Consider the following 24,174-nt stretch of genomic DNA (forward strand, 5'->3'; position numbering starts at 1 on the left):
TTGAAAAAAACTAACCGAATAAACAGATGAAATTTTTTGAATTACTCCAGGTTGATAGCAAAGTATTGATGATTTTTATCCCTTTTGTTTTATGCGGATGCACAAAAGAAGAGGAGGTTTCCACCACCACAACAGATCCTTTAGCAAATCTCGAATGGATTGATTTATCCTATGCATTTGATTCTACCACCTTATACTGGCCAAATAATCCGGATGGATTTCAGCACAGAGTGGATGCTGAAGGAGTGACGGATTTGGGGTATTATTATTCTTCTTACACCATTCTCACTCCTGAGCATGGCGGAACGCACTTGGATGCGCCGATTCATTTTTACGAAAATGGAGAAACGGTAGATGAACTTCCTCTATCCAAGTTGACCGGAAAAGCTGTGGTGATAGATGTCAGTGAGAAAGCCTTGGCGGATCGGGATTACCTGATCGACTCGGTAGCAGTTTTGGCTTGGGAACAAGAGCATGGCAAAATCCCTGCGCAGACGATGGTCTTATTCCGAACTGGATATGGAAAATTTTATCCTGACCGGAAAGGTTATTTCGGAACGGCAAAAACTGGAACTGAAGCAATACCAGAACTTCATTTCCCGGGGATTCAGCCTGAAACAGCACTTTGGTTGGCAAAGTCCCGCAATGTAAAAGCTGTGGGTTTGGATACGCCAAGTCTGGATTATGGGCAATCCAAAGACTTTGCGGCACATCAGGCTTTGATGGAAAACCAGATTCCTGGCTTTGAAAATGTAGCCAATTTGGATCAGCTACCGGCAACAGGAATTTATGTGCTCGCTCTTCCTATGAAAATCAAAGGTGGAAGCGGTGGCCCGCTACGGATAATTGCAACAGTTCTGGAATAGATGATTTTTACATCATTGATTTTCTGAGGTTTTGGAAGATATTATTTTCAAGCATTTTTGAAAGTGAAATACTTCTGAAGGAGAAAGTTAACCGTCAAAACAATCATCGTAGAGAAGATTTTGGCTAAAGTCGGTTCCATGTTTAGAAAGAGGATCAATCCCTTCAGGATCAGATAGTCACTCCCCAGGCCTTGTCCGACTACTAGTATGTATTTAAAGAGTTGTTTTCCAGTCTTTTTTGCTCCGGTAGAGGCGCTTCGGAAAGCAAAATTCTTACTCAACCAAAAGCCAGTAGGAATGGTGATAAAAAAGGCAAGTAACAAGGCAATAGTATAGGAGGCTATGGTGTATCCATCGATAATCCAGCCTTCTTTCGGCAAAATAAATTCATAAAAGACAGCAAATAACAGGATGTTTAGAGCTGTATTAATTGCGCCTACTGCCAGGTATGCATACACATCGTAGGCCAGCCATTTTCTGAAAATGGGATAGAATAGCTGAAGGAAACTTTCAATTCCCCTGTTTAAAAAGGAAGCCATATTATTTCCTTATAAGTTGATGGATATGACTTAAGTACCATTGTGACAACTCACCCATTGGTAGACCTTTGGCTGCTTTGTAATTTTGATCTTCGATTCTTTTTCTCTCCTCAGGGTTTTCAATCAAATGAGAAACAGCATTTGCAAGACTTTCTGCATTGTCTGTTTCAAAATAGGCTCCTCCATATCCTTCTTCTTCTACCACTCTTTCCAGGTCATCAATTTTTGGTAAAATACAAGCTCTCCCATAGCTGCCTGCCTGGTGCAAAATTCCCGAACTTCCAGTTGTTGTGGTATAGGGAAATATCACAAAGGTACTATCCCAAAAAATTTGGGAAACCTTCTCCTCTGGGATATATCCTGTGTATTCTACATTGGGTAAATGAGCATATTTACTTTTTAAGCCGTCAATGTAGCCTTTGACATTTGGATTATCTGTTCCTGCTACGGTGGAAGTGAACTTCAGGTGAGGATATTTCTCTTGTAAGATTTCCATGGCATCAATCATTACCTCCGCTTTTTTATAAGTCCCGAATTTGCCAAATGCCATCAGGTTGATTTCCTCAGAGTCTTCTGGTACATAATTTCTCTCAGGGAGTTCAAAATTGCCATGGGGCAGCAGGATGACATTATCTGCTTTGTATTTATCCTTCAAAATGGTCACGTATTGGGATATAGTTACTCCGACCAAATCAGACTTTAGGATAAACTTGGTCAATTGCTCGCCGATCCATAAGAAGAGCTTTCCTTTTAATTTGCTATTCGCCATTCCGATTGTTTCCAAATTCACTGTTTCTGTGATGTTATGAAGAATGGTCACGGAAGGAATTCCTAATAATTTGCACATCCAAGGCGTCAAAAGACCCAGCGCGGCAGGGATTTTTCCCGCTCCGAAAGTCATGAATTGAAGATTTAGTATCACTGCATCCGGCTGAAGTTCTTTTAGCTTTTTTCTTAGATTCAACACTGTGAATACGCTATCAAAATCCCAGCAAGGGATGATTTCCAAACCTTCGGTGGCATATCTGGAATATTCCGAATTGTCCTCCAGATTATTGGTAAGGATATAGATTTTTTCAATTTCTTTTTTGCCAAGGAAACTCCTGGTCAAATGGTACCCGTATTCGTTTAGAGTTACCTGGCTTGGTGGGTAGGGGGTAATAAATGCTAAATTCATATGCTGTGAATTTTAATTTTCTTAGTCAATAAATCTAATGCCATCCAGTCTCCAATTGTCTCCTTGTAACAGCAGACTGATTGCAATTTTGGAAGTAAAGTTTTCTGTGGTTCCATCGGGAAACTCCAGACTGAATTGGGCTTCCTGATCCAGAATGTTACAGGAAAGTCCATCTCTTGACCAGGTTTGCACCTGAAGTGAATGGCTTAAATTCTTTCTCTTGATAGTTCCAGAAGGTCCCTCTTTGTAATTTTTTGCGAGGTGCAGATAAAATCTTTCTGTCAATCTTTCCTTGCTAGGTTTTGGATTAGGATGCTGATAGAGTTCATTTAAGTGTGCCCAAATCGCAGCATAATCCTTCTTTAATTTTTCTAATTGCTCTTCGGTTGGGATTTCAGTGGAAACCACTTCCAATTGAATGGCAGGGTTTGAATTTGCTGCCAAAGAATCATATCGAAGGAAATATGGGATGTCGTCATTCTTTTCCTGAAGTCTGGCCATGGAAGCCAAAAGAACTCCCACTATCAGCAAGAAACCTAAGAATATCCATCTGGTCATGGCTTAGAAAGAGTTAAGGTGGAAGATGAAATATGGGCGATTTTCGCAGTTACGTTTGCGTTTTTGACTCTAGAAAGAGGAAAGGTTAATTGGCTGTAAGCCTCTTGAACTACTGCCTCTAAGCGGGTTGTTTTTCCATCTTTTTCAAATGAGAAAATGACTAAAGTTCCGTTGGCAACTGTGTTCTGAAATTGATCCATTAAAGGTCCAGCTTTGATGGTCAAAGATTGATTTATCTGGTCTACAGAATAGCTTAAAGGAATCTCTTTGACAGTTCCTGGATCTACATAATAGCTGGAAACTGCAGTGCCTGTGATCCCTTTGAAAATCCCTGTCTTTGGGCTTAGCTCCAGATAGTTTTCCTGGAAAAAGATTCCATCTGTTACTTCGGTCAAATTTCCTGATTGATCAAAAGCATATAGGATTTGCTGTTGAACCATCGAAGAATCTGTATTTACCGTCTTTGGACTTCTTAGATCCTCCAATTGAATTTCAGAGCCCTGATTTTTCAAATAGATTGGAAAATTGAAATGCTGGTCTTCATGATAGAGAGTGATATAAGCAAAGCCTTCGATTACTCCTTCTTTTGGTGTCAAAAGAACGGTGAGTTGACCGTTTTCCTGAGTGAATTCTGGATAGATGATGTGAACAGGAGTTTGGATGGAGACGGCCCAGTTTTCACCTTCCACCTCAAACTTCAAACTGTCTTGATGAGTCAAATGCATGCTTTCTGGATTGATGAAAACAGGCTGTTTGACCGCTACTTTTTGACAAGCAAAAAGGCTCAAAACCAAAAAGAAATGGTAGCTCGTGTTTTTCATTGTAAATAGATTTCTTGTGAGATGAAGCAATGCGGTAAGAAGCTGATCCTTTCAGTGGAGGAATTTTTGTTTTCCAGCAATTCACGGGATTGACCGTTAATTTTTAGTTGTATTGGGATCTCAGAAATGATTTTGGATGTGGATTCAATTTTTTGGAAAGGGATCTCGAAATTTGCCTCAAGTCCACTTCTAATAGATTTTGGATAAGTCCAAAGGTCCACTTGTACAATTCTTCCCAAAGAATCCTTTTCTGAAATCAATACTCCCGGAATCGTGATTTCGGCTGTAAAAGGGTTTTTCATGGTAGCCTCAAATAGGGAAGATTGACTTCCTTCATTCAGGACTTTATAAGAAAGTTCCCCGCCTCTGATGTAGCCACGCTCACTGATGTCCGTTTCGAGTTCCAAATAGATGGATTTGATCTTTTTGTCGCCGTCTATCTCTTGAACTCCCAATGGAACTTCAAACCAAGTAGAAGCTTTTGGAGCCAGGTTGTAATGGATTTTTCTTTGTGGGAAAAAGCTTACAGTACTGTCATTTTCATAGGTGATTACTGCTTTCAAAGCCAGTGTAATCGGAATATTGTCAGCATTGATCAGTTCACCTGTAAGGTTCAATTCTTCTCCAACCTGCACCAAATTGGCCTGATAAAATCCAGCAAATGGTTTTTTGATTCGGTCATCTTTTACAGTCGGGAAACTGCTGACTACTCGCTTTCCCATTTTCTTGAAAAGTGTGTAAGTATAGGTGATGACTTGCTCTTCAGGAATTTCCAGCTCAAGCTGTGGAGGAAGGATAAACCATTTGTTATCCATCTTCTCCAAGTTTATTTCTTCTTCTTTTTCTCTTGGACCAAGAGAAGTTCTCCAAGTGGTATGAACCTTCATTTTGGCAGAATTGTCTTTCAATTCCAGCGTGTCAATCTTCAGATGATCCAGTTTGGCAAATGATGGTAAAAGTCCACCGTCGCTGACAGATTTTTCCAATAGATATTGATCCAAGCTATAAGCAGGTCCTGGTTTAAAGAACTGGAAAGCTTCCTCAAATCGCTGGAAATCCAAGTGATTGAAATGGGAATAGATCGTGGTTGTTGGGTCTTTTTGCTCATCAGTCAATAAGAGTTCATAGATCTGGAAGATCAAAAAGCTGCTGAATAGGATAAATGGAATCCAAGCTGAAGAATGAATGACAGGCTTTGGATAAATAGAAACTTCTTCCTCTGCGATCAATTCATTTTGGGTTTTCTTGAAATAAAACAAGTAAACCAAAGTCAGAAGAATGGCCACTGAAAGTGTTGTTAAAGGAAGAGCTCCCCAAAGTTTTTTAAGCAATGGATTTAGGTCAGTTGGCTTGATCGGTTGGATCGTGGAGATATTGCCTTTTTCCCAAACCATGATCCCGTTTTCCAAACGGATAGTTCTGTTCCATCCTGAATAAAACAGCAAAGGATCATAATATCGATCGTTGCTGAAAACATATTTAAGTTGGTATTTTTCAGCTAGGGTCAGGAAGTCATTCAAAGATGCCATTCCATCTTCCATCAGATATTTTGCGTTTTCCAATCGCTCAACCGCTCTGGAAGTCATTTCTGGAAGCCTTCTTGCCGAATGGTAATTTCCATCGATGGTGGCTGCCAAGGTATTTGATGATAGCCAAGCCATTTGATCCCCAAAACCTAAAGTCAGGTATCTCCAACGCATATGATCATCACGATTCAGGAAATTGATAATTGGTTCAATTTCAACTGATTTCGGCTGCAAAGGACGAAAGCTAGCCAGGTGGAAGATGTAAATAATAAATAGTAAGTAAGAAAAGCCACTCAATCCAGAGATTAGGAAATGGGAAGTTTCTCCATATTTTGCAGTCCAATAATTTTTGACTGTTCCTCCGATGAAGGATACCAAGAAATGGCTGATGTAAGGGATTGCAATAATAGAAGCCCAAAACCCGAATCTGTCTAATGTCAGAATGTTGAAGGCATTTTCTCCCAAAATCATTTTCGGCAAAGGAGTGGTGCCACCGCTTCCCAAAAGCAAGCAGGTGTAGAAAGAAACTGCCCAACCCAAATGTCTTTTCTTGCGCGTAATCAGGAAAGAGATTGCTGGAAGAAGGGCGAAAATCAGCAAAAGCGGAATGATATAAAATACAAGTCCTGAGCTGGTTTCTTCCAGAAAATTGTCTCTGGATCCATGAGGAATAGAAACTTGAGTAATAGGATCAGTACGACTCCAGTACCAGTAAGGGAAGATCAATGAAATGGCCAGAAAGATTGTCGAGAATCCGAAAAGCAGGATTTCTTTCTTTTTCTTCCAAACCACAACGATAAGACCAGGAAGAAAACCTCCGAAAATGCTTTTTTTTCCCAATTCCGGATTGCCATCAATACCCGCCATCAACATGGCTGGAGCGATAAAGAAAACCATCCCGAAAATTGCGGTCACATGATGTGAACTGACAGTCACGGCAATGAATGCCAATGACATCAATAGATATCTCCAATCGGAGGTTTTGATGTATTGGTAAAGGAAGGGTAATGCATTCAATAGAAATGCAAGTCCTGTCAATGTTGGCACCTGGCCATAAACATGCAGAGTTTCAACCAAGGAACTTAAAACTACTGCTAAGATGGCCGCTACTCCGGCTGTTTGTTTGGAGTAGAACATTTTTGTGAACCTGTAAACTCCAAGTATCAGTGCTTCGAAAATACAGATGGCATAGATAGCAAAAGCGATTTTCAATGGGAAAATCTTACTGATCAGTGCTATTAACTGATGAACTAAAGGGGGATAACTGATGGTCAAAAAGCCGGTGTACCAGCGATATTCCCAAGGTTCGAACCAGAATCTTGAATAGTGATCCGCAAAAAACATGTGCACATAGGCATCATAAGTTTGCGGCAAAGTGAAGTACACAATGATCCCATGAGTAAGGAGTCCAAGGGACAAGGCCACTAGAAGAAGCCTTTTCCCAAGAAATTCACTCCATAGCACATGATCTTGATTTTTCACTTAATTTTCTAGGTTGATTAAATGTAAAAAACTCCTTTTACTTCTTTCACTTTGGCGACATATTCTTTAATCTGCTGCTCGTTTTCTTTCTTACAGATCAAAAGTGCCTCTGGCGTATTTACTATTATCAAATCTTCTAACCCACCTATCACCATTAACTTCTGTTCGTTGGAGTGAACTAGGCATCCTTTGCTGTCAACCAGAATGGCGCTATTGCTATTGCTGGCATTCATTTCTTCGTCTTTTTTAAAATTCTCATAGGCGCTGTTCCAAGTTCCCAGGTCATTCCAGGTAAAGTCAGAAGGAATTAAATATACATTATTTGATTTTTCCATGATGGCGTAATCGATGGAAGTAGAAGGGCATTTTTCATAGATATCCTGAATAGCCTGAGCTTCGTTTGAAGTATTCAAATCATCGATTCTATCTTGGAAAAGATCATACATGTATTGGAAATGCTCCCAAAATGCATCCACGATATCTTCAGCTTTCCATATGAAAATACCTGAATTCCATAGGTAGTTACCTTCAGAAAGAAATTCCTTGGCAGTGCTTAAATCTGGTTTTTCGGTGAATCTATTTACCTTAAACACTCCGGAATGATTTTTTTCTTGATCGAATTGAATGTAGCCGTAACCGGTATTTGGATGGGTAGGCTTGATACCTAAAGTGACGAAAGCATATTGCTTTGCAGTGAAATCCAATGCCTTTTTGCAGGTGTCGGTAAAAAGATCCAAATCCCCGATCAAGTGATCACTTGGAGCCACAATCATATTGGCATTTGGATTCATTTTCTTCAACTTGAAAGAGATGTAAGCTACGCAGGCTGCGGTGTTTTTTCTCTCTGGCTCAGCCACGATATTTCCCTCTGGTAAATGAGGTAACTGCTCTTTTACAATGGATACATATTCTTCAGAGGTAACGACAAAAATGTTTTGTTCAGGGATGAAATTAGAGAACCTGTCATAGGTAGACTGGATCAATGTTCTTCCAGTGTTCAGGATATCCAAGAATTGCTTTGGATAGCTTGTTTTACTCATTGGCCAGAATCTGCTTCCGACTCCTCCAGCCATAATGGCTACGTAGTTATTTTGATTTTTCATGGGTTGAGTGATTTTTAGTTTGATTGAAGAGAAACTTTTAACTGTTTTTTAGTCAGAAGGCTCTTTGGTTTTCTTTTAATTTGATAGTGATAATAGAGTCCCAATAATTGCAATGGGATTTTGATGGTGTCTTTTAGTTTTAATCTGGAATCTCCGATTTCTGACCAGTGTAGAAGAGGGTACTCCAGCACTCCTTTTTGTAAGGTGGTCTTCCCGAATTTTTGCTGAAGTCTCAAGAAGATTTCAACATCAAAAAGCCAAGGAGTTTCAAATTGATTTTTGAATAAAAAAGGAACCAGGTTTCTTTGAAAAATTTTGGCTCCACACTGGGTATCCTGGAAGTTGGCGCGCAAAATAGCTTTGATGATTTTTTTGATCATGCTGCTGACAAAAGACCTGCTGTCGTCGCGGTTAATATCAGCTCCTAAACGCTGAATTCTGCTTCCCACGATTGCACCATATTTTGGATGTTCCTCTTTGTATTTCGCCATTTGTAACCACTCATTAGGGTGAGTAGCCAAGTCAGCGTCTAAGAAACCGATCAACTTCGAATCGTAATTTCTATGAACAAACAACATTCCTTGTCTTACAGCTTCAGATTTTCCTCCGTTTTGCGGCATGTCGAAAACGACAATGTTGTTTGGACTTTCGGTCTGAATGCCTCTAAGTACAGCCAATGTTCTGTCCTTGCTTCCATCATTAACCAGACATAATAAAACCTCAGGATGCTCTTGAGCAAATGTTTTGAACTCTTGATAAGCGAATCTTTTTTCTTCGTTGTAGCATGGAACTACGATGGCATACTGGTGCTGAATTTCCGGATCATAATTCAATGCGCTTTGAAGCATTTCGCTGATCCCATTCTCTCTTTTTTGATTCTGTATAATTTTCATCCTTTTTGAGTTTTGAGTGTGCCAACAATTAGTCAAATCACAATCCAATATTTTAAAGTATTGATTATCAGTATTTTAATATTTTATAGGGTTCTGTATTTTCCAGAAAATGGAATTAATTCCAAAAATTGTATTGTTAGAAAACCTTTTTGTACCTTAAGGGAATAATGAAATGCTATGAGCCAGTTTAAAATATTTATCGTAGAAGATGATCCTTGGTACGGGCAGATTCTGGAGTATCACTTAGCTTTAAACCCAGACTATGAAGTTCATTTATTTGCTACAGCCAAAGCCTGTTTATTAAAGCTTCAGGAAAAACCAGACTTGATCACTGTCGATTTTTCCTTGCCGGATTTACCTGGGGACAAGCTTTTTCAAAAGATCAAAGAATACAACCCCAGCATTCCGGTAGTGGTGATCAGTTCCCAAGAAGATATCAGTGTAGCTGTTGGTTTGCTCAAAGCCGGTGTAAGTGATTATCTGGTCAAAGATGAGGCGACGAAAGATTTGCTTTGGAACAGTGTCATTAAAATCCGGGAAAATCAATCTTTAAAGAAAGAAGTAGAAACTCTTAAGGAGGAATTGGGGCAGAAGTACACTTTTGAAAAAACTATTTTAGGAAATAGTCCCGTTCTCAAAAGTGTGTTTGGCCTGATCGAAAAAGCGATCAAGACCAATATCAATGTGTCGATTACCGGAGAGACCGGGACTGGAAAGGAAGTGGTAGCAAAAGCGATACATTATAATAGTGATAGAAAGAAGAAAAGCTTTGTGGCCGTAAACATGGCTGCTATTCCAAAAGACTTGATAGAAAGTGAGCTTTTTGGCTATGAAAAAGGAGCCTTTACCGGCGCGGTAAGTCGTAAGATCGGAAAGTTTGAGGAGGCCAATGGCGGTACGATCTTCTTGGATGAGATTGCTGAAATGGATCTCAATCTCCAGTCTAAATTGCTTCGTGTTCTTCAGGAGCGTGAGTTAACTAGAGTGGGGGGAAATGAATCGGTGAAGTTGGATGTCAGAGTCATTTCTGCTACCCATAAAAATCTGTCGGATGAAGTCAGGAAAGGAAATTTCCGGGAGGATTTATTTTTCAGGGTGATGGGTTTGCCGATCGACTTACCTCCTTTACGAGAGAGAGGTTCAGATGTGTTGATTCTGGCCAAGCATTTTATGGATGATTTTGCCAAGACGAATAAGATCTCTTCCCTTTCACTGTCATCAGATGCCAAGGACAAACTTTTGAAATATCCTTTCCCTGGGAACATTAGAGAGCTAAAAGCAGTGATTGAGCTGGCTGCGGTGATGGCAGATGGACAAGAAATCCAAGCAAAAGACATCAGCTACTTTTCCCTTCAAAAGGAGAACATGTTTTTGATGGAAAATAAGACTTTGAGACAGCATACTTGTGATATAGTCAATCACTACCTTAAGAAGAATAATGGAGATGTGATCGAAACAGCGAAAGCTTTGGATATCGGGAAAAGCACGATTTATAAAATGATCCAGGAGGGTGAAGTTACGGTGGAATAATTCCAGAATTTGGAAATTTATTCCGGAAATAGGAATCAAAAAATGCTTTTTAGTTTAAAATATGCACTTTCGAGCTCTGAGAAGTGGTTTTTGATTTGGCCTGATTTTTTGAACAACCATTTATTCCTAAAAAAAGCAAGATATGTATGGACTCGTAAATAAATCGATTCAAGAGCTGATCACTACCAATTTTGGTAAGGAAAGGTGGGAAATCATCAAAATGAAAAGCGAGATAAAAATCGATTATTTCATCAGCACTGAGCCTTATGATGACTCGGTCACTTATCAGTTGGCAATGGCTGCTTCTGAAGAACTCAATATCTCGGTCGATGAGGTCTTGTTTACATTTGGAGAATGGTGGATTCTTAAAACCGGAAATGAGAAATATGGTGGATTGATGAAGGCAGGTGGAACTAACCTGAAGGAGTTTTTGATCAATCTCCCTTTATTTCATGACAGAATCATGTTGATCTATCCAAAATTGACTCCCCCTGAGTTCAAAATTGATGGCATCGAGGATAAGGCCTTGGTCGTTCATTATTTCTCTAGAAGAGAAGGTTTAGTGGGATTTATGAAAGGATTATTGTCTGGTTTGGGTAAATTATTTGAAACTCCTGTAGAAATCATTCATCTCTATGGAAGGGAAAATGGGCATGACCATGAAGCATTTAAAGTAAGCTGGTGAACAAAAATGAACCACATATAGACCTCAAAAAGAAGCACCTGGATAGGACATTCCCTTTCCATTTTGCGATTTCCAAGGACAAAAAAATATTGTTTCTTGGCCCTAGCCTTTTTAAAATGCTGGGTGATGTAAAAGGAAAGTCCGTAGATGATCTATTCTTTATTGAAAGACCAAAAGAAACTGATTTTGATCTTGATTTATGGTCAAAATCCTCTTCCAAAACCTTTCTGCTCAAGAGAAATGCTGAAAATGCTACGCTTTTCAGAGGGCAGTTTGAATATTTTGAAGAGCAGGAATTACTTGTGTTTTTGGGGTCGCCGTGGTTCAGCTCTATAGAGGAGTTGGTTTCCAATGATTTGTCTATTTCTGATTTTGCCGCACTTGACCCCTTAGTGGATTTGCTCCATTTAATTAAAAACCAGGAACTAGTCACTGCAGATCTCAAAGAACTGATCGAAACCATTTCTCATCAAAAAGAAAGTCTGGAAAACCTATCCTATGTGGCCAGTGCCAACTTAGATGGGATTATTTATACCGATGCGGAAGGGATCATCACCTATGCCAATGAGGGCTACCTAAGACAGACTCAGTATGATTTATCCGAGATGATCGGTAAGGATCCCATTGAAATTGGAAGAGGGAAAGAGACCCAAAAGGAAGAACTGAAAAAGATGCTTGAATCCTTTTTTAAAAAGGAACCCTATAAAGTTGAGTTAAAGCATTACAAAAAGGATGGGACTTGGTTTTGGGCAAGGGTGAATGGTCAGGCAGTATTGGATAAAAAGGGAGAATTTCTTCATTATTTCACCTTGGTGGAAGATGTAACCGAGGAAAAGATTTCCAAGAACAAAATCCAGGAATTTGAAGAGACTTTTAGACAAGTCTTAGAGTTTTCCGGAGACAATGTTTGGGAGCACGATTTCAGAACTAATAAAACCAGCTTTTCCAATAAGGCTAAAAATTTCCTTGGACTCAAGTTTGATCAGTCGACCAACCTGGAAGAAGTCTGGTATTCTCACATATTCCAGGAGGACTATCCGATTTTAGTCGAAAATGATTTGAAATATAAGCGGGGAGAAATTTCTTCTCACCAGTTGGAATACCGCATGCTTCACGAAGATGGAAGCATCAAATGGGTAAAGGACCGAGGGATCGTGATAGAAAAAGATCCGAATGGAATTCCTCTAAAAATCATTGGGACACACTCTGATATCACAGAACAAAAGAATGCTGAGAAAGAGTTGATTTCCCTGAATAAAAAACTGGGAAGTGTCTTAAATGAGCTTAAAGATGTGATTTGGTCAGTCAGCTACCCTGATTTGTCAGGGATATTTTTTACGCCTTCGGCGGAAGATCTATTTGAGCTGGATATGGATACGCTCATGGAAGATACATCTTGGAGAAGAAAAATTATTCATTCGGAAGATCTCCATGTTCTGGATACTATTTTGGAGGAAGTACAAGAAAACAAGGAATACATTCAGGAATACAGAATTATTACGCCTTCCAAAAAATTAAAATGGGTTCAGGAAAAAGGTAAGTTGATTTTTGAAGATGGAAAACCTGTCAGAATCAATGGGATTTTAGTTGATATCTCCGAACGGAAAAAGACTGAAGCCCTCTTGGAAAACCAGGAGAAGCTCAAAAACATATTGATAGATATATCCTCTACCTATATCAATATTGACCTGGATGAGGTAGATACTAGCATTAATGCTTCTTTGAAAAAAATCGGTGAGTTCGTTAATGCGGACAGGGCCTATATTTTTTCATATGACCTTACAGCCCATACCTGCTCTTGTACGCATGAATGGTGTGGCCCAGGGATTTCCCGTGAAATTGAAAACACCCAGGATGTGCCTTTGGAATATGTTCCCCAATGGCTGGATGCTCATAGTCAAGGACAGCCATTTTCTGTAAAGGACGTTTCCAAATTAAAAGAAATGGGCTTAGACGGGCTCTATGAGATACTTGAACCCCAAGGCATCAAAAGTTTAATCGCTATTCCGATGATGTTCAAAGAGGAACTTATGGGCTTTGTGGGCTTTGATTCTGTGAATAATCAACATACTTATTCCCAAAAGGAGATTGAACTGTTATTTGTCTTTGCGCAGATGTTGGTCAATGTTCAGAAGCGTAAACAATCAGAAATGAGGTTGTTTCAGCAAGAGGAAAAGTTCAGAAATATCATTTCCAATATGAATCTGGGGCTTCTTGAAGTTGATTTAAATGAACATGTTCTTCATGCAAACCAGACTTTTTGCCAGATGGCAGGATATGAATTGGAGGATTTCATTGGTAGAAAAGCAACAGATTTGCTCCTCAATGAATCAGATAAAGAAAAATTATTAATCAAGTCCGAAAGTAGGAGAAGAGGGATTTCGGATTCTTACGAATTGAAATATAAAAGGCCAAATGGGGAATACCGATGGTGGTTTATCAGTGGCGCTCCAAATTATAATGATAAAAATGAATTGATCGGATCCATAGGGATTCATTTGGATATCACTGATCAAAAAAGGCTGGAGGAAGAGCTTATTCGCCAACGTGAAGAGGCAGAAAAGTCCAAACGGGCAAAAGAAACCTTCTTTGCCAATATGAGCCATGAAATACGGACTCCAATGAATGCGATTGTCGGCATGGGTGAGCAGTTGGCAAAATCAGCGCAAAACGACCAGCAAAATAAATACATCAAAGCAATTCAGGATTCTGCAAATCACCTGATGGTGATCATCAAGGATATTTTGGATCTTTCCAAATTGGAAGCTGGAAAAATGACTATTGAGGCAATTGGCTTTAAGCCAAAAGATGTCATTGAGCATACGTTTGGAATGATGAAAGCCAAAGCTGAAAGCAAAGGCTTGGATTACGATATTATAAACTATGATTCCAGAATCAATGATATCCTGATCGGAGACCCAATACGGATCAGTCAGATTTTGTTGAATCTACTTTCTAATGCAATCAAGTTTACTGAAAAAGGGAAAGTGGTACTCCAATGCCACTTTATTTCAGAAACAAAAAATGAGCAGGAAATCAAATTCACAGTCATAGACACTGGGATTGGAATGGAGGATTCCTTTGTCAAAAGCAATTTTGAAAAATATGTCCAGGAGGATACCACGATCACAAGAAAATTCGGAGGAACCGGCCTTGGGTTGAGCATCAGCAAAGAACTAGTCCAACTGATGGGTGGTCATATGCAGATTGAGTCCCAAAAAGGTTTAGGAACAATCGTTTCAGTCAATTTCAAATTCCAAAAAGGTCAAGAAAGCGATTTGCCTATCGAAGACTCTACTTCTATCAACCAGGCTTTATTGAAAGGTAAAAAAATACTTGTCGTGGATGACAATGAGTTTAACCGATTGGTTGCCACGACGATTTTGGAGCAAAATGAGATGTTGACCATTACAGCAAAAAATGGTGAGGAAGCGATCCGGGCAGCAAAAGATCATTCGCTTGATTTGATTCTGATGGATGTGCAGATGCCTGTAATGGACGGGATCATGGCCACAAAAGTGATCCGGGAAGAATTACAATCGAAAATTCCAATTGTAGCGTTGACTGCTTTTGCAATGAAAGGGGATAGGGAGAAATATCTTTCACTTGGTATGGATGATTTTTTGGCAAAGCCATTTCAGGAAAAGGACTTATTAAATCTGATTTCTCGATTGTTGATAGGAAGTCAGCCAGAGATTACGAATTTCACTGACGTAGTTGCACCATCGAAATCCCTATTCTCATTGGAGGAACTGGAAAATATTGCCAGGGGCAATACTGAATTCATGGATAAAATGATCCAGTTATTCCATACTAGCGTGATGGTTTCAGCCGAGCAGGCCATGAAAGAATTTGAAAAAGGCGACTTTGACCAAGTAAGGAAGTTGGTTCATAAAATAAAACCATCGATTAAGATGTTGAAAATTCAGGAGATCAGCGAAGAAGTAATAGAAATTGAAAAAGAAATAGTAGAACAACAAAAGTCAGAAAGGATGATTTATTTGATGAATCATTTAGATCAGGTCCTTCATTTAGTAGCCAAGGATTTGAAATCAACAAACAAATGAAAACAAAAGAGGAAATATTTGAATTTGCTGAGTCATTGATGAGTGACTTGGGATTACAGATTGTAAAGCAAGACCGGGATCGTCCATGGGGAGGTTTTTTGGTTTTGGAAGAGAGTCAGGCAGCACAGTTTGCCCAGGAGTTTTTTCCGGAGGAGGATTTTGAAGCATTAAAAATCTCGGAAAAGTTAAGCCCTAAAATTCTGTTGGTTGCACCGAATAAAAGGTTGAGCTGGCAGTACCATTTCAGAAGAGCTGAAATCTGGAGATGTATCGCGGGAAATGTGGCAGTGGCTACAAGCAATGACGATACAGAAAGAGAAGTAAAAACTCTCAGCAAGGGAGATAAAATCAAACTGATCCAAGGTGAAAGACACCGATTAATTGGTCTGGAAGATTGGGGAGTTGTAGCCGAAATCTGGCAACACACAGATGCTGCAAACCCTTCTGATGAGGAGGATATTGTCAGATTACAGGATGATTTTGGAAGATGATTTAACCAAAAGCTATTCCTGTTTTTAGAATGCGATTCCAAAATCTGGAATTTGAAATTTCAAAAAGTGCCTTAGAATTGTTCTAAGGCACTTTTTTATTTTGGTCACATATATGAAATAGGTGTATGAAAAAAATAAGAATGAAAAACATCAAACACTTACCCGCCTTTATTGTCGACGACGATCCTTTTTGGACTGAGGTCTTAAGACAAATTCTAGCCAAGATTGGCTTTACCAAAATTCACACATTTGAGGACGGAGAGTCCTGCTTGAAAAATATCCACCTGAATCCAGGAATGATCTTTTTGGATTATCAAATGGAGCATTCAAATGGGCTGGATATCCTCAAGGAAGTAAAAGGATATTATCCAGGAATCGAAGTAGTTTTTTGCACTGCCATGGAAAACCTGGAAGTGGCGATTGCTGCCATGGAATACGGCTCAGTGGAGTACTTGCTTAAAAGTAATGTCACTGAAGAACTCGTCGTAGAAATTGTATCAAATTCTCAAACTGCCAAAGTAGCCTAATCCCAATCTTATGCCTTTTACCTTTTCACATCCAGCAGCAATTTTGCCCTTTTCCAAAACTTTCAGGCGTCTTTCCCAGACTGGTCTTGTCGTGGGAAGTGTGGTGCCTGATTTGGAGTTTTATCTTCAACTTAAACTGAGTGAAAATATCGGGCATAAGATTATAGGGATTTTCCTGTTTGACTTGCCAGTTGCTTTCTTAATGGCCTTGATTTTCCATTGTCTGATCAAGATGCCGCTATTCAAAGCAGCTCCGAAATGGTTCCAATCCAGAACAATTCAATTCCTAAAATTTAATTGGCTTTTGGCCCTGAAAAAAAACTGGATTGGGATTTTGTTATCGATGATGTTGGGAATAAGTACCCATTTGGTGCTGGATGGGATGACCCATTATGATGGCTGGGTTGTGGAGTTATTTCCAGTATTTCAGACATCCATTCTTAAGGGGATCTATGAACTTCCAGTCTATGATTTTCTACAGTATGGGTTCAGTTTACTTGGTTTGCTTTGGGTGATTCATTTTATGATTCATCTGGAAGCTCAACCAATATTAACACCTTCAGACTCTAAAAAAAGGAGGTTTTGGTGGTTGACGCTCCCTGGAATAGGAATGGCTATTTTGTATAGGACATTCTTCTTTCCTGACTTTATCTCGTTTTGGGATGTGTTTATGATGGGAGTAGGTTCAATAATCTATGGAGTTATTCTCGCATCCATCCTTGAGGAGTTCTGGCTAAGAAGGGCCTTAAGCCGTGATCGCCAAGTCCACGAATTTGTCGATTCCAGAAGTGTTGATCCAGGGTTCAAAAGCAGATCCCTTTTTATAAAGCAAGATCAGTTTTTTGGATTGTTCGGCAAGCGTGTAATGAATGTGAATTATCTCATTGACGAAACCCAGATCATTATCAGTCAGCCCTCTGATATCCAGATAGACGAGATCAGCCTCATTCGCCAATATTTCGGGCAATTTGCCTCTCAGTATTTCCGTGGCACTGCCTTTGGCTTCGCCGATCACTTCTACTTTCAAAGCGGGTTTTTCCGAACCGGTTATCGAAAAATTGCTGAATTGTATTTCCATGTTTGTAAGAGTTTGAAGAAATATATCAATACTCCTTTTAAACTTATAGGCTTTTTGGGATTAATTTTAATTCCTTCCCTTGCCAATGGACAAAATAATGCCCTAGATCCTGCCACCCGGGAACAGTTTATCCAGAAAGCCAGCGAGTTCAGAACTCAAGAGAAATATGGGGAGGCAATCAGCCAATTGGATAGCATTCTCCTTCATAATCCAGAGGATTCCCAGATCCTATTGTTTAAAGGAGATCTCTGTCTCCAAAATCAGGATTTTGCTCAGGCTGTAGCTGTTTTCAATCAATTGATTCCATTGGATTACGAGCCAACTATTGTCAAAATCAACCTTTCCTATGCTCTATTTATGAATAAAAAGCCTTCCAAAGCACTGGAAGCGGCCTATCGAGCGTGGAGCCAAGATTCTATCAATAAAAGTGCGACCGTCAATTACTTCAATGCCATGCTTTGGAACATCAAAACCAAAGAGGCAGAAGCATTTCTATCGGAGAATATTGAGCTGGTAGATCCGGATCAATCCTTGGTCATGAAAGCTAGGCTGTTTACTACCGCAGGGAATTATTCACAAGGCTTGGCTTATTATGACACTTTGGTACAAGAATTTCCAAAATCATATTACATCCAAGAATACGTGGAGGTTTTGCTAGGCAAAAAACAATGGAAAAAAGCCGAGGCTACCATTGAAAAATACAGAGGAGAACTTTCAGACTCTCAACTTCAAAAACTGAATGGAATCATCAGTGACCGTTCTGTTCAAACTGCTGGGCTGATTGTGGGGTATTTTGCAGATATCGCCAAAAATACCAGGACTGAACAGTCTGTATTTTGGCAAAATCAACGAAATGCTCCAGTACAAGTAGGGATTAGAACAGGTGCCAGTCAGGTGAAAGCTCCCGAAGGACAGCAGACTAAATCCAGTTTTGTAGCTGGTGGAGCAAGCATTATTTGGAGTCAGGCTTGGCAAAGTAGTGCGGAATTAACGGTGCAGCAGGTAAAACCTGGAGATGTTGATTCCTTTATTGGAGTGACGGGGAAATTTGAAACCAAATTTCAACCCAATGATAGAAGGATGTTTGGCCTGACCTATGGATCGGATCTATTGAATTTTACTGCCGATTTGCTTGGGAAAAATATCAGGAGTCAAAATTTAGGTTATCTGACTCACATTATGTTTGGAGGAAAAACCGGGTTTTATTCACAAGGAAGCTACGGTTTGCTCAACGATCAGAATTCGAGAATTCAGTTTTTCGGATCGATTTATCGACTTCTGAGAACAGAACCCACTTTAAAAACAGGAGTCAATTTCTCGGCATTAAGCTATAGTGATTCGGAGACAACCTTGTATTTCGCACCCAAACGATTTTTGAGTACTGAGATTTTTGTGGATTACAGCACCCCAATGCCTTTGGTATCCAAAATGGCTCTTAAACTCCAAGCTGCTGCCGGTTTTCAGCAAATAGAAAAACAGAGTTTAGACCCTTCTTTCAGAGCCCAGGCTGAGTTGAATTATAGGGTCAGCGGATTTGATTTTGGACTAAATGGACAATTTTCCAACGTAGCTGCTGCCTCTGGTACAGGCTATAAATTCCAATATTTCACCTTGAAAGTGTCTAAAAACTTTAAATAAGGCAGAAAGTTGTTCTGATCACCCTGCCCTTCCTGTATGGGAATTATCCCAGAGGGGAGGGCTTTTTTATGGAGTCTTCAACCTAGCCACTATGATGCCGGATTGACTTTTATTTCCAGCAAGATAATCGCTTAGTGGCTTTTCGGAAATCTCCACTTCCATATTCTTCGAACTGGCATGTAGAAGATGAATTCTTCCATTTTTCTCAATGGCAAAACCTGTGTGCACGATGTCCAAATTAGGCATGGAGGTCGTAATTGCGATCAAATCACCTGATTGGATGTTCTTTTCAAGCGATGCAATTTTCTCTTTAGGAATGTAGAAATATCCTCGTTTGGCAATTTTCGATTCATCCACTTTAATGGCTTGTAGGTTTTTAGATTCACTCAACTGTCTGTAAAATTGAGGGTTTTCAGACATGAAAGTTGGGGCGTTGGGATAGGGGCTTCCTCCGACCTTTGAAGTGACATCTTCGATGATTCCTTTTTCCTGATTATCAAAAATCCAATCCGAGAAATAATGAAGACGAGAGGAATAGCCCTGATTTTTACCCCCTCGATAGCGGAGGTTTTCCAATTCTTTTTCGAACGAATCAAATGAAACCGAACCTGATTTGGCAATTCTGGTAAGGGTTACCACAGTTTCCAAAAAAGTAGTGCAGTCAACACCTGTGGTATTGATGACTAATTTTTCGGTTCCAGGTAGTTCCAGTGTTTTCTCCACATATGGAGTTGCCAAAAACCATTTCCCAATTTCTATATTCAGTTCATTTGGGGATTTTTCTAAATATTCATTTTGAGAAAGCTGATCCAAAAACCCATCTAATTTTTCCCGGCTTTCTAGGGTGCAGACAGTTTGTGCTTGAGAGCAAAGCGGAGCAAATAGTAGGAGAATGAGGATTAGTCTAAACATGAATTGGATTGAATCAAAGTGAGACGAGTTTGCAAACTTGTTCATCGTCATTGAAAATTAAGCATTATTTGTGAAGCAGAACCATTCCCCCTTTATAAAGGGGGTAGGGGGATTCTTCAAAACAAATTTTGAAACTAATTACTGATTTATTTTAATCTATAAATGAAATTGAAAATTATGGTATTACATAAATCAAACCACCCCTAGATAAATAGAGTCGGATAGTTTCCTCTTTTTAGACCTACTATTTTCTTGGCTGAATGCTATATAAGCATGCCAATCTCCTTCAGGGTTTCCGAAGCTATGTTTCAATAAATCCTGACCGTGTTTTCTGTAGTTTCCCAATTCTTTCCAAACCACAGCTTCTTTCGTCGGATTATGAATTACTAAAAAGGCCTGATCACTTTCTTTGGCGCTGGATGTACCGGAGTTGTCTCTCCAGGTAAACAATACTCCTTCATCTGTTCGGATGGCTTCCCCTTCTTCAGCTCCCAGTAGAGTTCCTATGCTTATTTTGAAAAGTGCTGGATCTATATGGTAGTCCTGCCCATCCAGGGTAAAGCAGTTCAAACGGGTATAAGAACTGCAAGCATGGTATGCATGCCGAGCGCCTTTTACCTCATTTTGAAAGCCAAATTTTATCGCCAAGCTTAGTCCTTTCAGGTATTTCTGAACCATAGCAAACATCCCTTGAGATCTTTTATTGATTAGCGATATTTTCATCCTTTTCTTTTCCGCAGTGCTTCGCTTTCTTGGTTTTCGCCTTGTATAAGTCACTCCGTTGATTTGGTAATAGATCATATCCCCCATATTACCATTGAGACCTTCTAATGAACTGTTGGATACTCGTGCCATAGGATAGTTGGATTAAAATAATAGTTTAATATAAACTATTTTAATCTAATTCCATGTATATCACAATATAAATATTGATAATAACCTAATTCTATCCTTAGTAAAACCAACTTTATATAGGTTTATAATAGGTTTTATAATGGTTTAAGTACGGTGTTGATAAGGTTAAAGTATTGAATTTCCTAACTTGTTGGCTAAAGGTGAAGTTGGGTAGAGAAGCAATCCTAATGAGTTCAATTGCAGGCAAATATTGCCTGGATGCATAGAGGATGGAAGGATAAAGGAATTACTAGGATACAATAGAATCAGCAACCTTTGCTAAATTTGAACCTATGGCATTTTCAAAGGAACATCTTCGTGATATTGAGTCTTCCCTGACAATCTGGATGGCGATGCGCCGTCCTCCAGAGGAAATTCGGGATAAATTGGATCTGGGGTATTCGATTAAGGGGCAGGATATCTTTTTAGAGGAAATCAGACCAATTTGGAATAATCCGTCTGAGAGTAGGAGATATCCTTTTGCTAAGGTCAAGTATGAAAAGACTTCTGATCTCTGGAAGATCTACTGGATGCGGGGCAATCTAAAATGGGATGCCTACGATCCCAAGCCTGTGGTGGGTAAGTTTGAATTGGCTTTAGAGGAGATTATGAAAGATCCCCATCATTGTTTTTTTGGGTAGTAAAATTAATTATTTGCTAGTGTTTAATTTCCCTCCCAAGCCAAACGCCATATTTTTTCCATTGAAGGTAAAAGATGATCCATTCGCTTATCCAAGGAATCATTTTTACTAAGGGGATTTTACGAAATGGCCCTTGATCTATTAGTGGGTGATATAGGCATAGTGATAGGTCTCCGTAAAGGTGAATATCTCGATGGTATTTAAGCTGTCCATCTGGAATAAAAATTCTATCATACCGATTCCCATTGAATGGTGAATACGAAAGAATAATTGGAATCTTCCTTCCGCTTATAGTTATATCCCCCTTTCCGATGAGCTGCTTATTCTTCGCATCGATGGTTAATTTGATCCATTCAAATTTTTTTTCAACGAGATCTTTCTGAACGCTTAGAAATAACTCCCAATTTTCCATGTGATGCTTCCTAATCAATTCCTCCATAGTTGTAATGAGGCTCATTTTTCAGGCCATAATTCGAGTTAATATTGCCTTTAGTGTCAGTTAATGCTTTCCCTGCGCCTATCAATCCGACTGATTTGGTTAAATAGTCGCTTGTCGAATTTCTGAAGTTTAACGATTGGTCGGATAAAGCCTTTTTGTAAATTCCTTCCCCAAAAAGTTCGATGTAATCTTCTTTGCTTGATTCAAACGAATTTTTCAAGTTGTTCCATTTCTTGTGAAAATCTGAAATAAAGGCATAAAAGGCTTGATAATGACTATCGGTCCAAGAATCTGTAAAGTTCTCCTCAGGATTAACAGGATTCATAACTCTAAACTTCACCCGTCTATTAATAGCATCCAGATAACTAGTCTTTATTCTGTTGAGGACTTGATCCAATGCCTCAAAAATTGACTCCTCGCCTTCATAAAACTGTGCGATTAGGGTGGTTAGGACAATACTTGAAACTTTAAAGTCCTTCTTCTGAAAATACATATCCCTGTATCGCTTTGAAAGCTGGACTGCTCGTTGGAGAGGTGTTTTCAAATAAAGTTCCTCTGGAAGCTTTTCAGTTTCAACTTGTGCCTTCAACAGTACGTCAGAATATCTTTTCAAGAATGGGTTTTTAGCCATTGCCGCGATTTCTAGAAACCATTTTGAAAATCCTTTAGGATTTCCTGATGACCATGATTTCAGTGCTTTTTCTGGAATCTTAATCATTTCCGTTTGAAAATAATCGGGCATGCATCCTGGAAGAATGTCCATGTGGAAATCACTTTTGTAGTTTAATCGAACGCATCTATTTTTCTTCTCCATGATTTCCTGATAATAGGAGTCCTTTTCTAAAGATCTCACCAGTGCATTGAAAATCTCTTCTGGAGAATGATTGTAATAGAGGTCATAAATATGAAGTACTATATCGAGATCAAAGTCTTCACCGTTGATGGGCTTTACTGTCGTTCCAATTCTCTTTGAACCTTGAGCATACACCTCAATTTCAAGGTTTTCAAAAAAATCATTATCCTTCTTTAAAAGATCCGCAACAGCATTATATGCTGTTTCCATGCGCTCAGCTCTAGATTTATCTAGTTGCAATTCTTGAGCAATTCTTGCGAGAAGCTCTTCCCTCTGCAGAAAATAGTCTTTGTTGATATCAATCATTTCTTTAAGTCTTTATTAATTAGTAAATGTGTGTGTTGGCCAATTCGAGCGATTTGCCGACCTTTTACCATGAGGCGCAGTTGTTCTATTTCATCGCATGACGCGATAGCATAGCCTAAACTCAGATTACTACCCTTTTCTGCCAGCTGAATTAGTGCGGTTTTTTGATCCTCATTCGGCAAAAGTTCAAAAATATCATATATCAAAATTTCATAGCAACCGAAGAAATCGCTCCATTTTAAATCAGTCGAGTATCTTCTTATCAATTGCTGATGACAATGGGCAAATGTTTTTTGATCTAAAATATTGGTATCGATCAATTCCTCTTTGAACTCCCTTCTTGGTTCCGTTTCTCTACCTTTTTGACTTTCAAACCATTTGAGAACATCGATGACATGTTTTCCCATGACCATAAATCTCAAATCGCCGTTGCTATATTTATCGACATCAAGCCCATTTTTTGAATTATCAGGTTTGAATCCCCATTCCTGAAACTGGGCGTCCGTACTTGCGTACCGTTTGTAGACTCCTCCTACTGGTTGAAGTTGGTTTTCAATTCTTCGATTCATGACTAATAAATAGGTATTTGAGTCTGGAATCTGAATTTTGTAAAGTCCACTTAATGAGAATCTGATGTATTTATTCCTGTATTTTCCCAACTTCGTTTTTGTATAAAGAGTCAAAAATTTTCTGTTTTCCCAGGCTACAGACGCTGCTTTCGAACCTATGGTCTTTCCAACTGTTGCTGCTATTGAGGCTCCCATATCGACTACCCTTTTGGTGGAAATGGATCGTTTCCAAATGAATCCCGTTCACGAATCCGTCCATTTCTACCATGGATCAGTAGTTCGGATTGCTGATTCTGAGCGATTTCCCGAGCTATTTGAATAGCCTCCCGTTGTGTGTCGGTAATCTGTGTTACCTGTTCATTGCCTGCACCTCTGACAGCCCAGCCATCTGCGTGTCTTACTACATGTTGATTTTTTCCTTTTGACATAATTATGTTTGTTGTGGTTTAAGTGACAAACTATCAAATTAAATTCCAATTCGTCAAATAGAGTTTTATTTACTTCAAAATGTATATAAAATCTTAAAAAGCAGTATTTTCTCTGTCAAAATGTCTGAAATTGTGAAAATTAATGTCAGTG

The 24,174-nt window shown here is 39.2% G+C and carries 20 protein-coding genes; 8 read left to right on the top strand and 12 right to left on the bottom strand.

The genetic code is table 11. The features are described 5' to 3' along the window. Positions 1–26: 26 nt before the first annotated feature. Positions 27–866, top strand: coding sequence for a cyclase family protein (locus FHS59_RS01700; protein ID WP_246388257.1), 840 nt, complete (start codon positions 27–29; stop codon positions 864–866). 47 nt (positions 867–913) lie between these two features. On the opposite strand, the gene FHS59_RS01705 is transcribed toward FHS59_RS01700, so the two are convergent. Genes FHS59_RS01705 through FHS59_RS01735 form a run of 7 tightly spaced genes read right to left on the bottom strand, consistent with a single transcriptional unit; the run spans position 914 to position 8,965 of the window. Further along, on the bottom strand, positions 914–1,405 hold the full coding sequence (locus FHS59_RS01705; protein WP_184492682.1) for a GtrA family protein: 492 nt from the start codon (positions 1,403–1,405) through the stop codon (positions 914–916). 1 nt (position 1,406) lies between these two features. Next, a complete protein-coding gene (locus FHS59_RS01710; protein WP_184492683.1) occupies positions 1,407–2,582 on the bottom strand; it encodes a glycosyltransferase in 1,176 nt (391 codons plus the stop codon). A 21-nt stretch (positions 2,583–2,603) separates the two neighbouring features. Then, a complete protein-coding gene (locus FHS59_RS01715; RefSeq protein WP_184492684.1) occupies positions 2,604–3,140 on the bottom strand; it encodes a hypothetical protein in 537 nt (178 codons plus the stop codon). Beyond that, the gene (locus FHS59_RS01720) at positions 3,137–3,961 is read right to left on the bottom strand and encodes a hypothetical protein (RefSeq protein ID WP_184492685.1); all 825 of its coding nucleotides are present in this window, start codon (positions 3,959–3,961) and stop codon (positions 3,137–3,139) included. Before FHS59_RS01720 ends, FHS59_RS01715 begins: the two co-directional genes overlap by 4 nt. Further along, complete coding sequence (locus FHS59_RS01725; RefSeq protein ID WP_184492686.1) at positions 3,958–6,969, bottom strand: glycosyltransferase family 39 protein; 3,012 nt, start codon at positions 6,967–6,969, stop codon at positions 3,958–3,960. The genes FHS59_RS01720 and FHS59_RS01725 overlap by 4 nt, the downstream gene beginning before the upstream one ends. Positions 6,970–6,986: 17 nt before the next feature. Then, positions 6,987–8,072, bottom strand: coding sequence for a mannose-1-phosphate guanylyltransferase (locus tag FHS59_RS01730; protein WP_184492687.1), 1,086 nt, complete (start codon positions 8,070–8,072; stop codon positions 6,987–6,989). Between the two features lie 14 nt (positions 8,073–8,086). Next, the gene (locus tag FHS59_RS01735; protein ID WP_246388258.1) at positions 8,087–8,965 is read right to left on the bottom strand and encodes a glycosyltransferase; all 879 of its coding nucleotides are present in this window, start codon (positions 8,963–8,965) and stop codon (positions 8,087–8,089) included. A gap of 177 nt (positions 8,966–9,142) precedes the next feature. Between FHS59_RS01735 and FHS59_RS01740 the strand changes: the two genes are divergently transcribed. The 6 genes from FHS59_RS01740 (at position 9,143) to FHS59_RS01765 (ending at position 18,981) form a co-directional block, all read left to right on the top strand. After that, the gene (locus tag FHS59_RS01740) at positions 9,143–10,495 is read left to right on the top strand and encodes a sigma-54-dependent transcriptional regulator (protein ID WP_184492689.1); all 1,353 of its coding nucleotides are present in this window, start codon (positions 9,143–9,145) and stop codon (positions 10,493–10,495) included. A gap of 142 nt (positions 10,496–10,637) precedes the next feature. Next, positions 10,638–11,180 (top strand): heme NO-binding domain-containing protein, encoded by a 543-nt coding sequence (locus FHS59_RS01745; RefSeq protein ID WP_184492690.1) that lies wholly within the window; start codon positions 10,638–10,640, stop codon positions 11,178–11,180. Beyond that, positions 11,177–15,247 (top strand): PAS domain S-box protein, encoded by a 4,071-nt coding sequence (locus FHS59_RS01750; RefSeq protein WP_184492691.1) that lies wholly within the window; start codon positions 11,177–11,179, stop codon positions 15,245–15,247. The genes FHS59_RS01745 and FHS59_RS01750 overlap by 4 nt, the downstream gene beginning before the upstream one ends. Next, positions 15,244–15,738 (top strand): cupin domain-containing protein, encoded by a 495-nt coding sequence (locus FHS59_RS01755; RefSeq protein WP_184492692.1) that lies wholly within the window; start codon positions 15,244–15,246, stop codon positions 15,736–15,738. Before FHS59_RS01750 ends, FHS59_RS01755 begins: the two co-directional genes overlap by 4 nt. A 125-nt stretch (positions 15,739–15,863) precedes the next feature. Continuing rightward, positions 15,864–16,265 (top strand): response regulator, encoded by a 402-nt coding sequence (locus FHS59_RS01760; RefSeq protein WP_246388260.1) that lies wholly within the window; start codon positions 15,864–15,866, stop codon positions 16,263–16,265. Positions 16,266–16,275: 10 nt separating this feature from the next. Next, positions 16,276–18,981, top strand: coding sequence for a DUF4184 family protein (locus FHS59_RS01765; protein ID WP_184492693.1), 2,706 nt, complete (start codon positions 16,276–16,278; stop codon positions 18,979–18,981). 66 nt (positions 18,982–19,047) lie between these two features. Here FHS59_RS01765 and FHS59_RS01770 read toward each other — a convergent pair whose 3' ends face one another. Then, positions 19,048–19,893 carry an N-acetylmuramoyl-L-alanine amidase-like domain-containing protein gene (locus FHS59_RS01770; RefSeq protein ID WP_184492694.1) on the bottom strand — a complete coding sequence of 282 codons (846 nt, stop codon included), beginning with the start codon at positions 19,891–19,893 and terminating at the stop codon, positions 19,048–19,050. A gap of 192 nt (positions 19,894–20,085) precedes the next feature. Further along, the gene (locus tag FHS59_RS01775; protein WP_184492695.1) at positions 20,086–20,748 is read right to left on the bottom strand and encodes a DUF6266 family protein; all 663 of its coding nucleotides are present in this window, start codon (positions 20,746–20,748) and stop codon (positions 20,086–20,088) included. Between the two features lie 332 nt (positions 20,749–21,080). Here FHS59_RS01775 and FHS59_RS01780 point away from each other — a divergent pair, with 332 nt between their 5' ends. After that, the gene (locus FHS59_RS01780) at positions 21,081–21,428 is read left to right on the top strand and encodes a DUF3024 domain-containing protein (RefSeq protein ID WP_184492696.1); all 348 of its coding nucleotides are present in this window, start codon (positions 21,081–21,083) and stop codon (positions 21,426–21,428) included. A 422-nt stretch (positions 21,429–21,850) separates the two neighbouring features. Here the strand turns inward: FHS59_RS01780 and FHS59_RS01790 are convergent, their stop codons facing one another. Genes FHS59_RS01790 through FHS59_RS01800 form a run of 3 tightly spaced genes read right to left on the bottom strand, consistent with a single transcriptional unit; the run spans position 21,851 to position 24,023 of the window. Beyond that, complete coding sequence (locus FHS59_RS01790) at positions 21,851–23,026, bottom strand: nucleotidyltransferase domain-containing protein (protein WP_184492697.1); 1,176 nt, start codon at positions 23,024–23,026, stop codon at positions 21,851–21,853. Further along, positions 23,023–23,790, bottom strand: coding sequence for an SMODS-associated NUDIX domain-containing protein (locus FHS59_RS01795; protein WP_184492698.1), 768 nt, complete (start codon positions 23,788–23,790; stop codon positions 23,023–23,025). Before FHS59_RS01795 ends, FHS59_RS01790 begins: the two co-directional genes overlap by 4 nt. 5 nt (positions 23,791–23,795) lie before the next feature. Continuing rightward, positions 23,796–24,023, bottom strand: coding sequence for a DUF2188 domain-containing protein (locus tag FHS59_RS01800; RefSeq protein WP_184492699.1), 228 nt, complete (start codon positions 24,021–24,023; stop codon positions 23,796–23,798). Between the last annotated feature and the right edge of the window lie 151 nt (positions 24,024–24,174).

Source organism: Algoriphagus iocasae (genome assembly GCF_014206875.1).
In the GTDB taxonomy this organism is placed as follows: Bacteria; Bacteroidota; Bacteroidia; order Cytophagales; family Cyclobacteriaceae; genus Algoriphagus; species Algoriphagus iocasae.

Excerpts from the sequence above, each read along its gene's own strand:
- FHS59_RS01760 (WP_246388260.1), top strand. The coding sequence starts at position 15,864 with ATGAAAAAAATAAGAATGAAAAACATCAAACACTTACCCGCCTTTATT.
- FHS59_RS01755 (WP_184492692.1), top strand. The coding sequence starts at position 15,244 with ATGAAAACAAAAGAGGAAATATTTGAATTTGCTGAGTCATTGATGAGT.
- FHS59_RS01735 (WP_246388258.1), bottom strand. The coding sequence starts at position 8,965 with ATGAAAATTATACAGAATCAAAAAAGAGAGAATGGGATCAGCGAAATG.
- FHS59_RS01745 (WP_184492690.1), top strand. The coding sequence starts at position 10,638 with ATGTATGGACTCGTAAATAAATCGATTCAAGAGCTGATCACTACCAAT.
- FHS59_RS01790 (WP_184492697.1), bottom strand. The coding sequence starts at position 23,026 with ATGATTGATATCAACAAAGACTATTTTCTGCAGAGGGAAGAGCTTCTC.
- FHS59_RS01795 (WP_184492698.1), bottom strand. The coding sequence starts at position 23,790 with ATGGGAGCCTCAATAGCAGCAACAGTTGGAAAGACCATAGGTTCGAAA.
- FHS59_RS01705 (WP_184492682.1), bottom strand. The coding sequence starts at position 1,405 with ATGGCTTCCTTTTTAAACAGGGGAATTGAAAGTTTCCTTCAGCTATTC.
- FHS59_RS01700 (WP_246388257.1), top strand. The coding sequence starts at position 27 with ATGAAATTTTTTGAATTACTCCAGGTTGATAGCAAAGTATTGATGATT.
- FHS59_RS01765 (WP_184492693.1), top strand. The coding sequence starts at position 16,276 with ATGCCTTTTACCTTTTCACATCCAGCAGCAATTTTGCCCTTTTCCAAA.
- FHS59_RS01715 (WP_184492684.1), bottom strand. The coding sequence starts at position 3,140 with ATGACCAGATGGATATTCTTAGGTTTCTTGCTGATAGTGGGAGTTCTT.
- FHS59_RS01800 (WP_184492699.1), bottom strand. The coding sequence starts at position 24,023 with ATGTCAAAAGGAAAAAATCAACATGTAGTAAGACACGCAGATGGCTGG.
- FHS59_RS01730 (WP_184492687.1), bottom strand. The coding sequence starts at position 8,072 with ATGAAAAATCAAAATAACTACGTAGCCATTATGGCTGGAGGAGTCGGA.
- FHS59_RS01775 (WP_184492695.1), bottom strand. The coding sequence starts at position 20,748 with ATGGCACGAGTATCCAACAGTTCATTAGAAGGTCTCAATGGTAATATG.
- FHS59_RS01710 (WP_184492683.1), bottom strand. The coding sequence starts at position 2,582 with ATGAATTTAGCATTTATTACCCCCTACCCACCAAGCCAGGTAACTCTA.
- FHS59_RS01740 (WP_184492689.1), top strand. The coding sequence starts at position 9,143 with ATGAGCCAGTTTAAAATATTTATCGTAGAAGATGATCCTTGGTACGGG.
- FHS59_RS01720 (WP_184492685.1), bottom strand. The coding sequence starts at position 3,961 with ATGAAAAACACGAGCTACCATTTCTTTTTGGTTTTGAGCCTTTTTGCT.
- FHS59_RS01780 (WP_184492696.1), top strand. The coding sequence starts at position 21,081 with ATGGCATTTTCAAAGGAACATCTTCGTGATATTGAGTCTTCCCTGACA.
- FHS59_RS01770 (WP_184492694.1), bottom strand. The coding sequence starts at position 19,893 with ATGTTTAGACTAATCCTCATTCTCCTACTATTTGCTCCGCTTTGCTCT.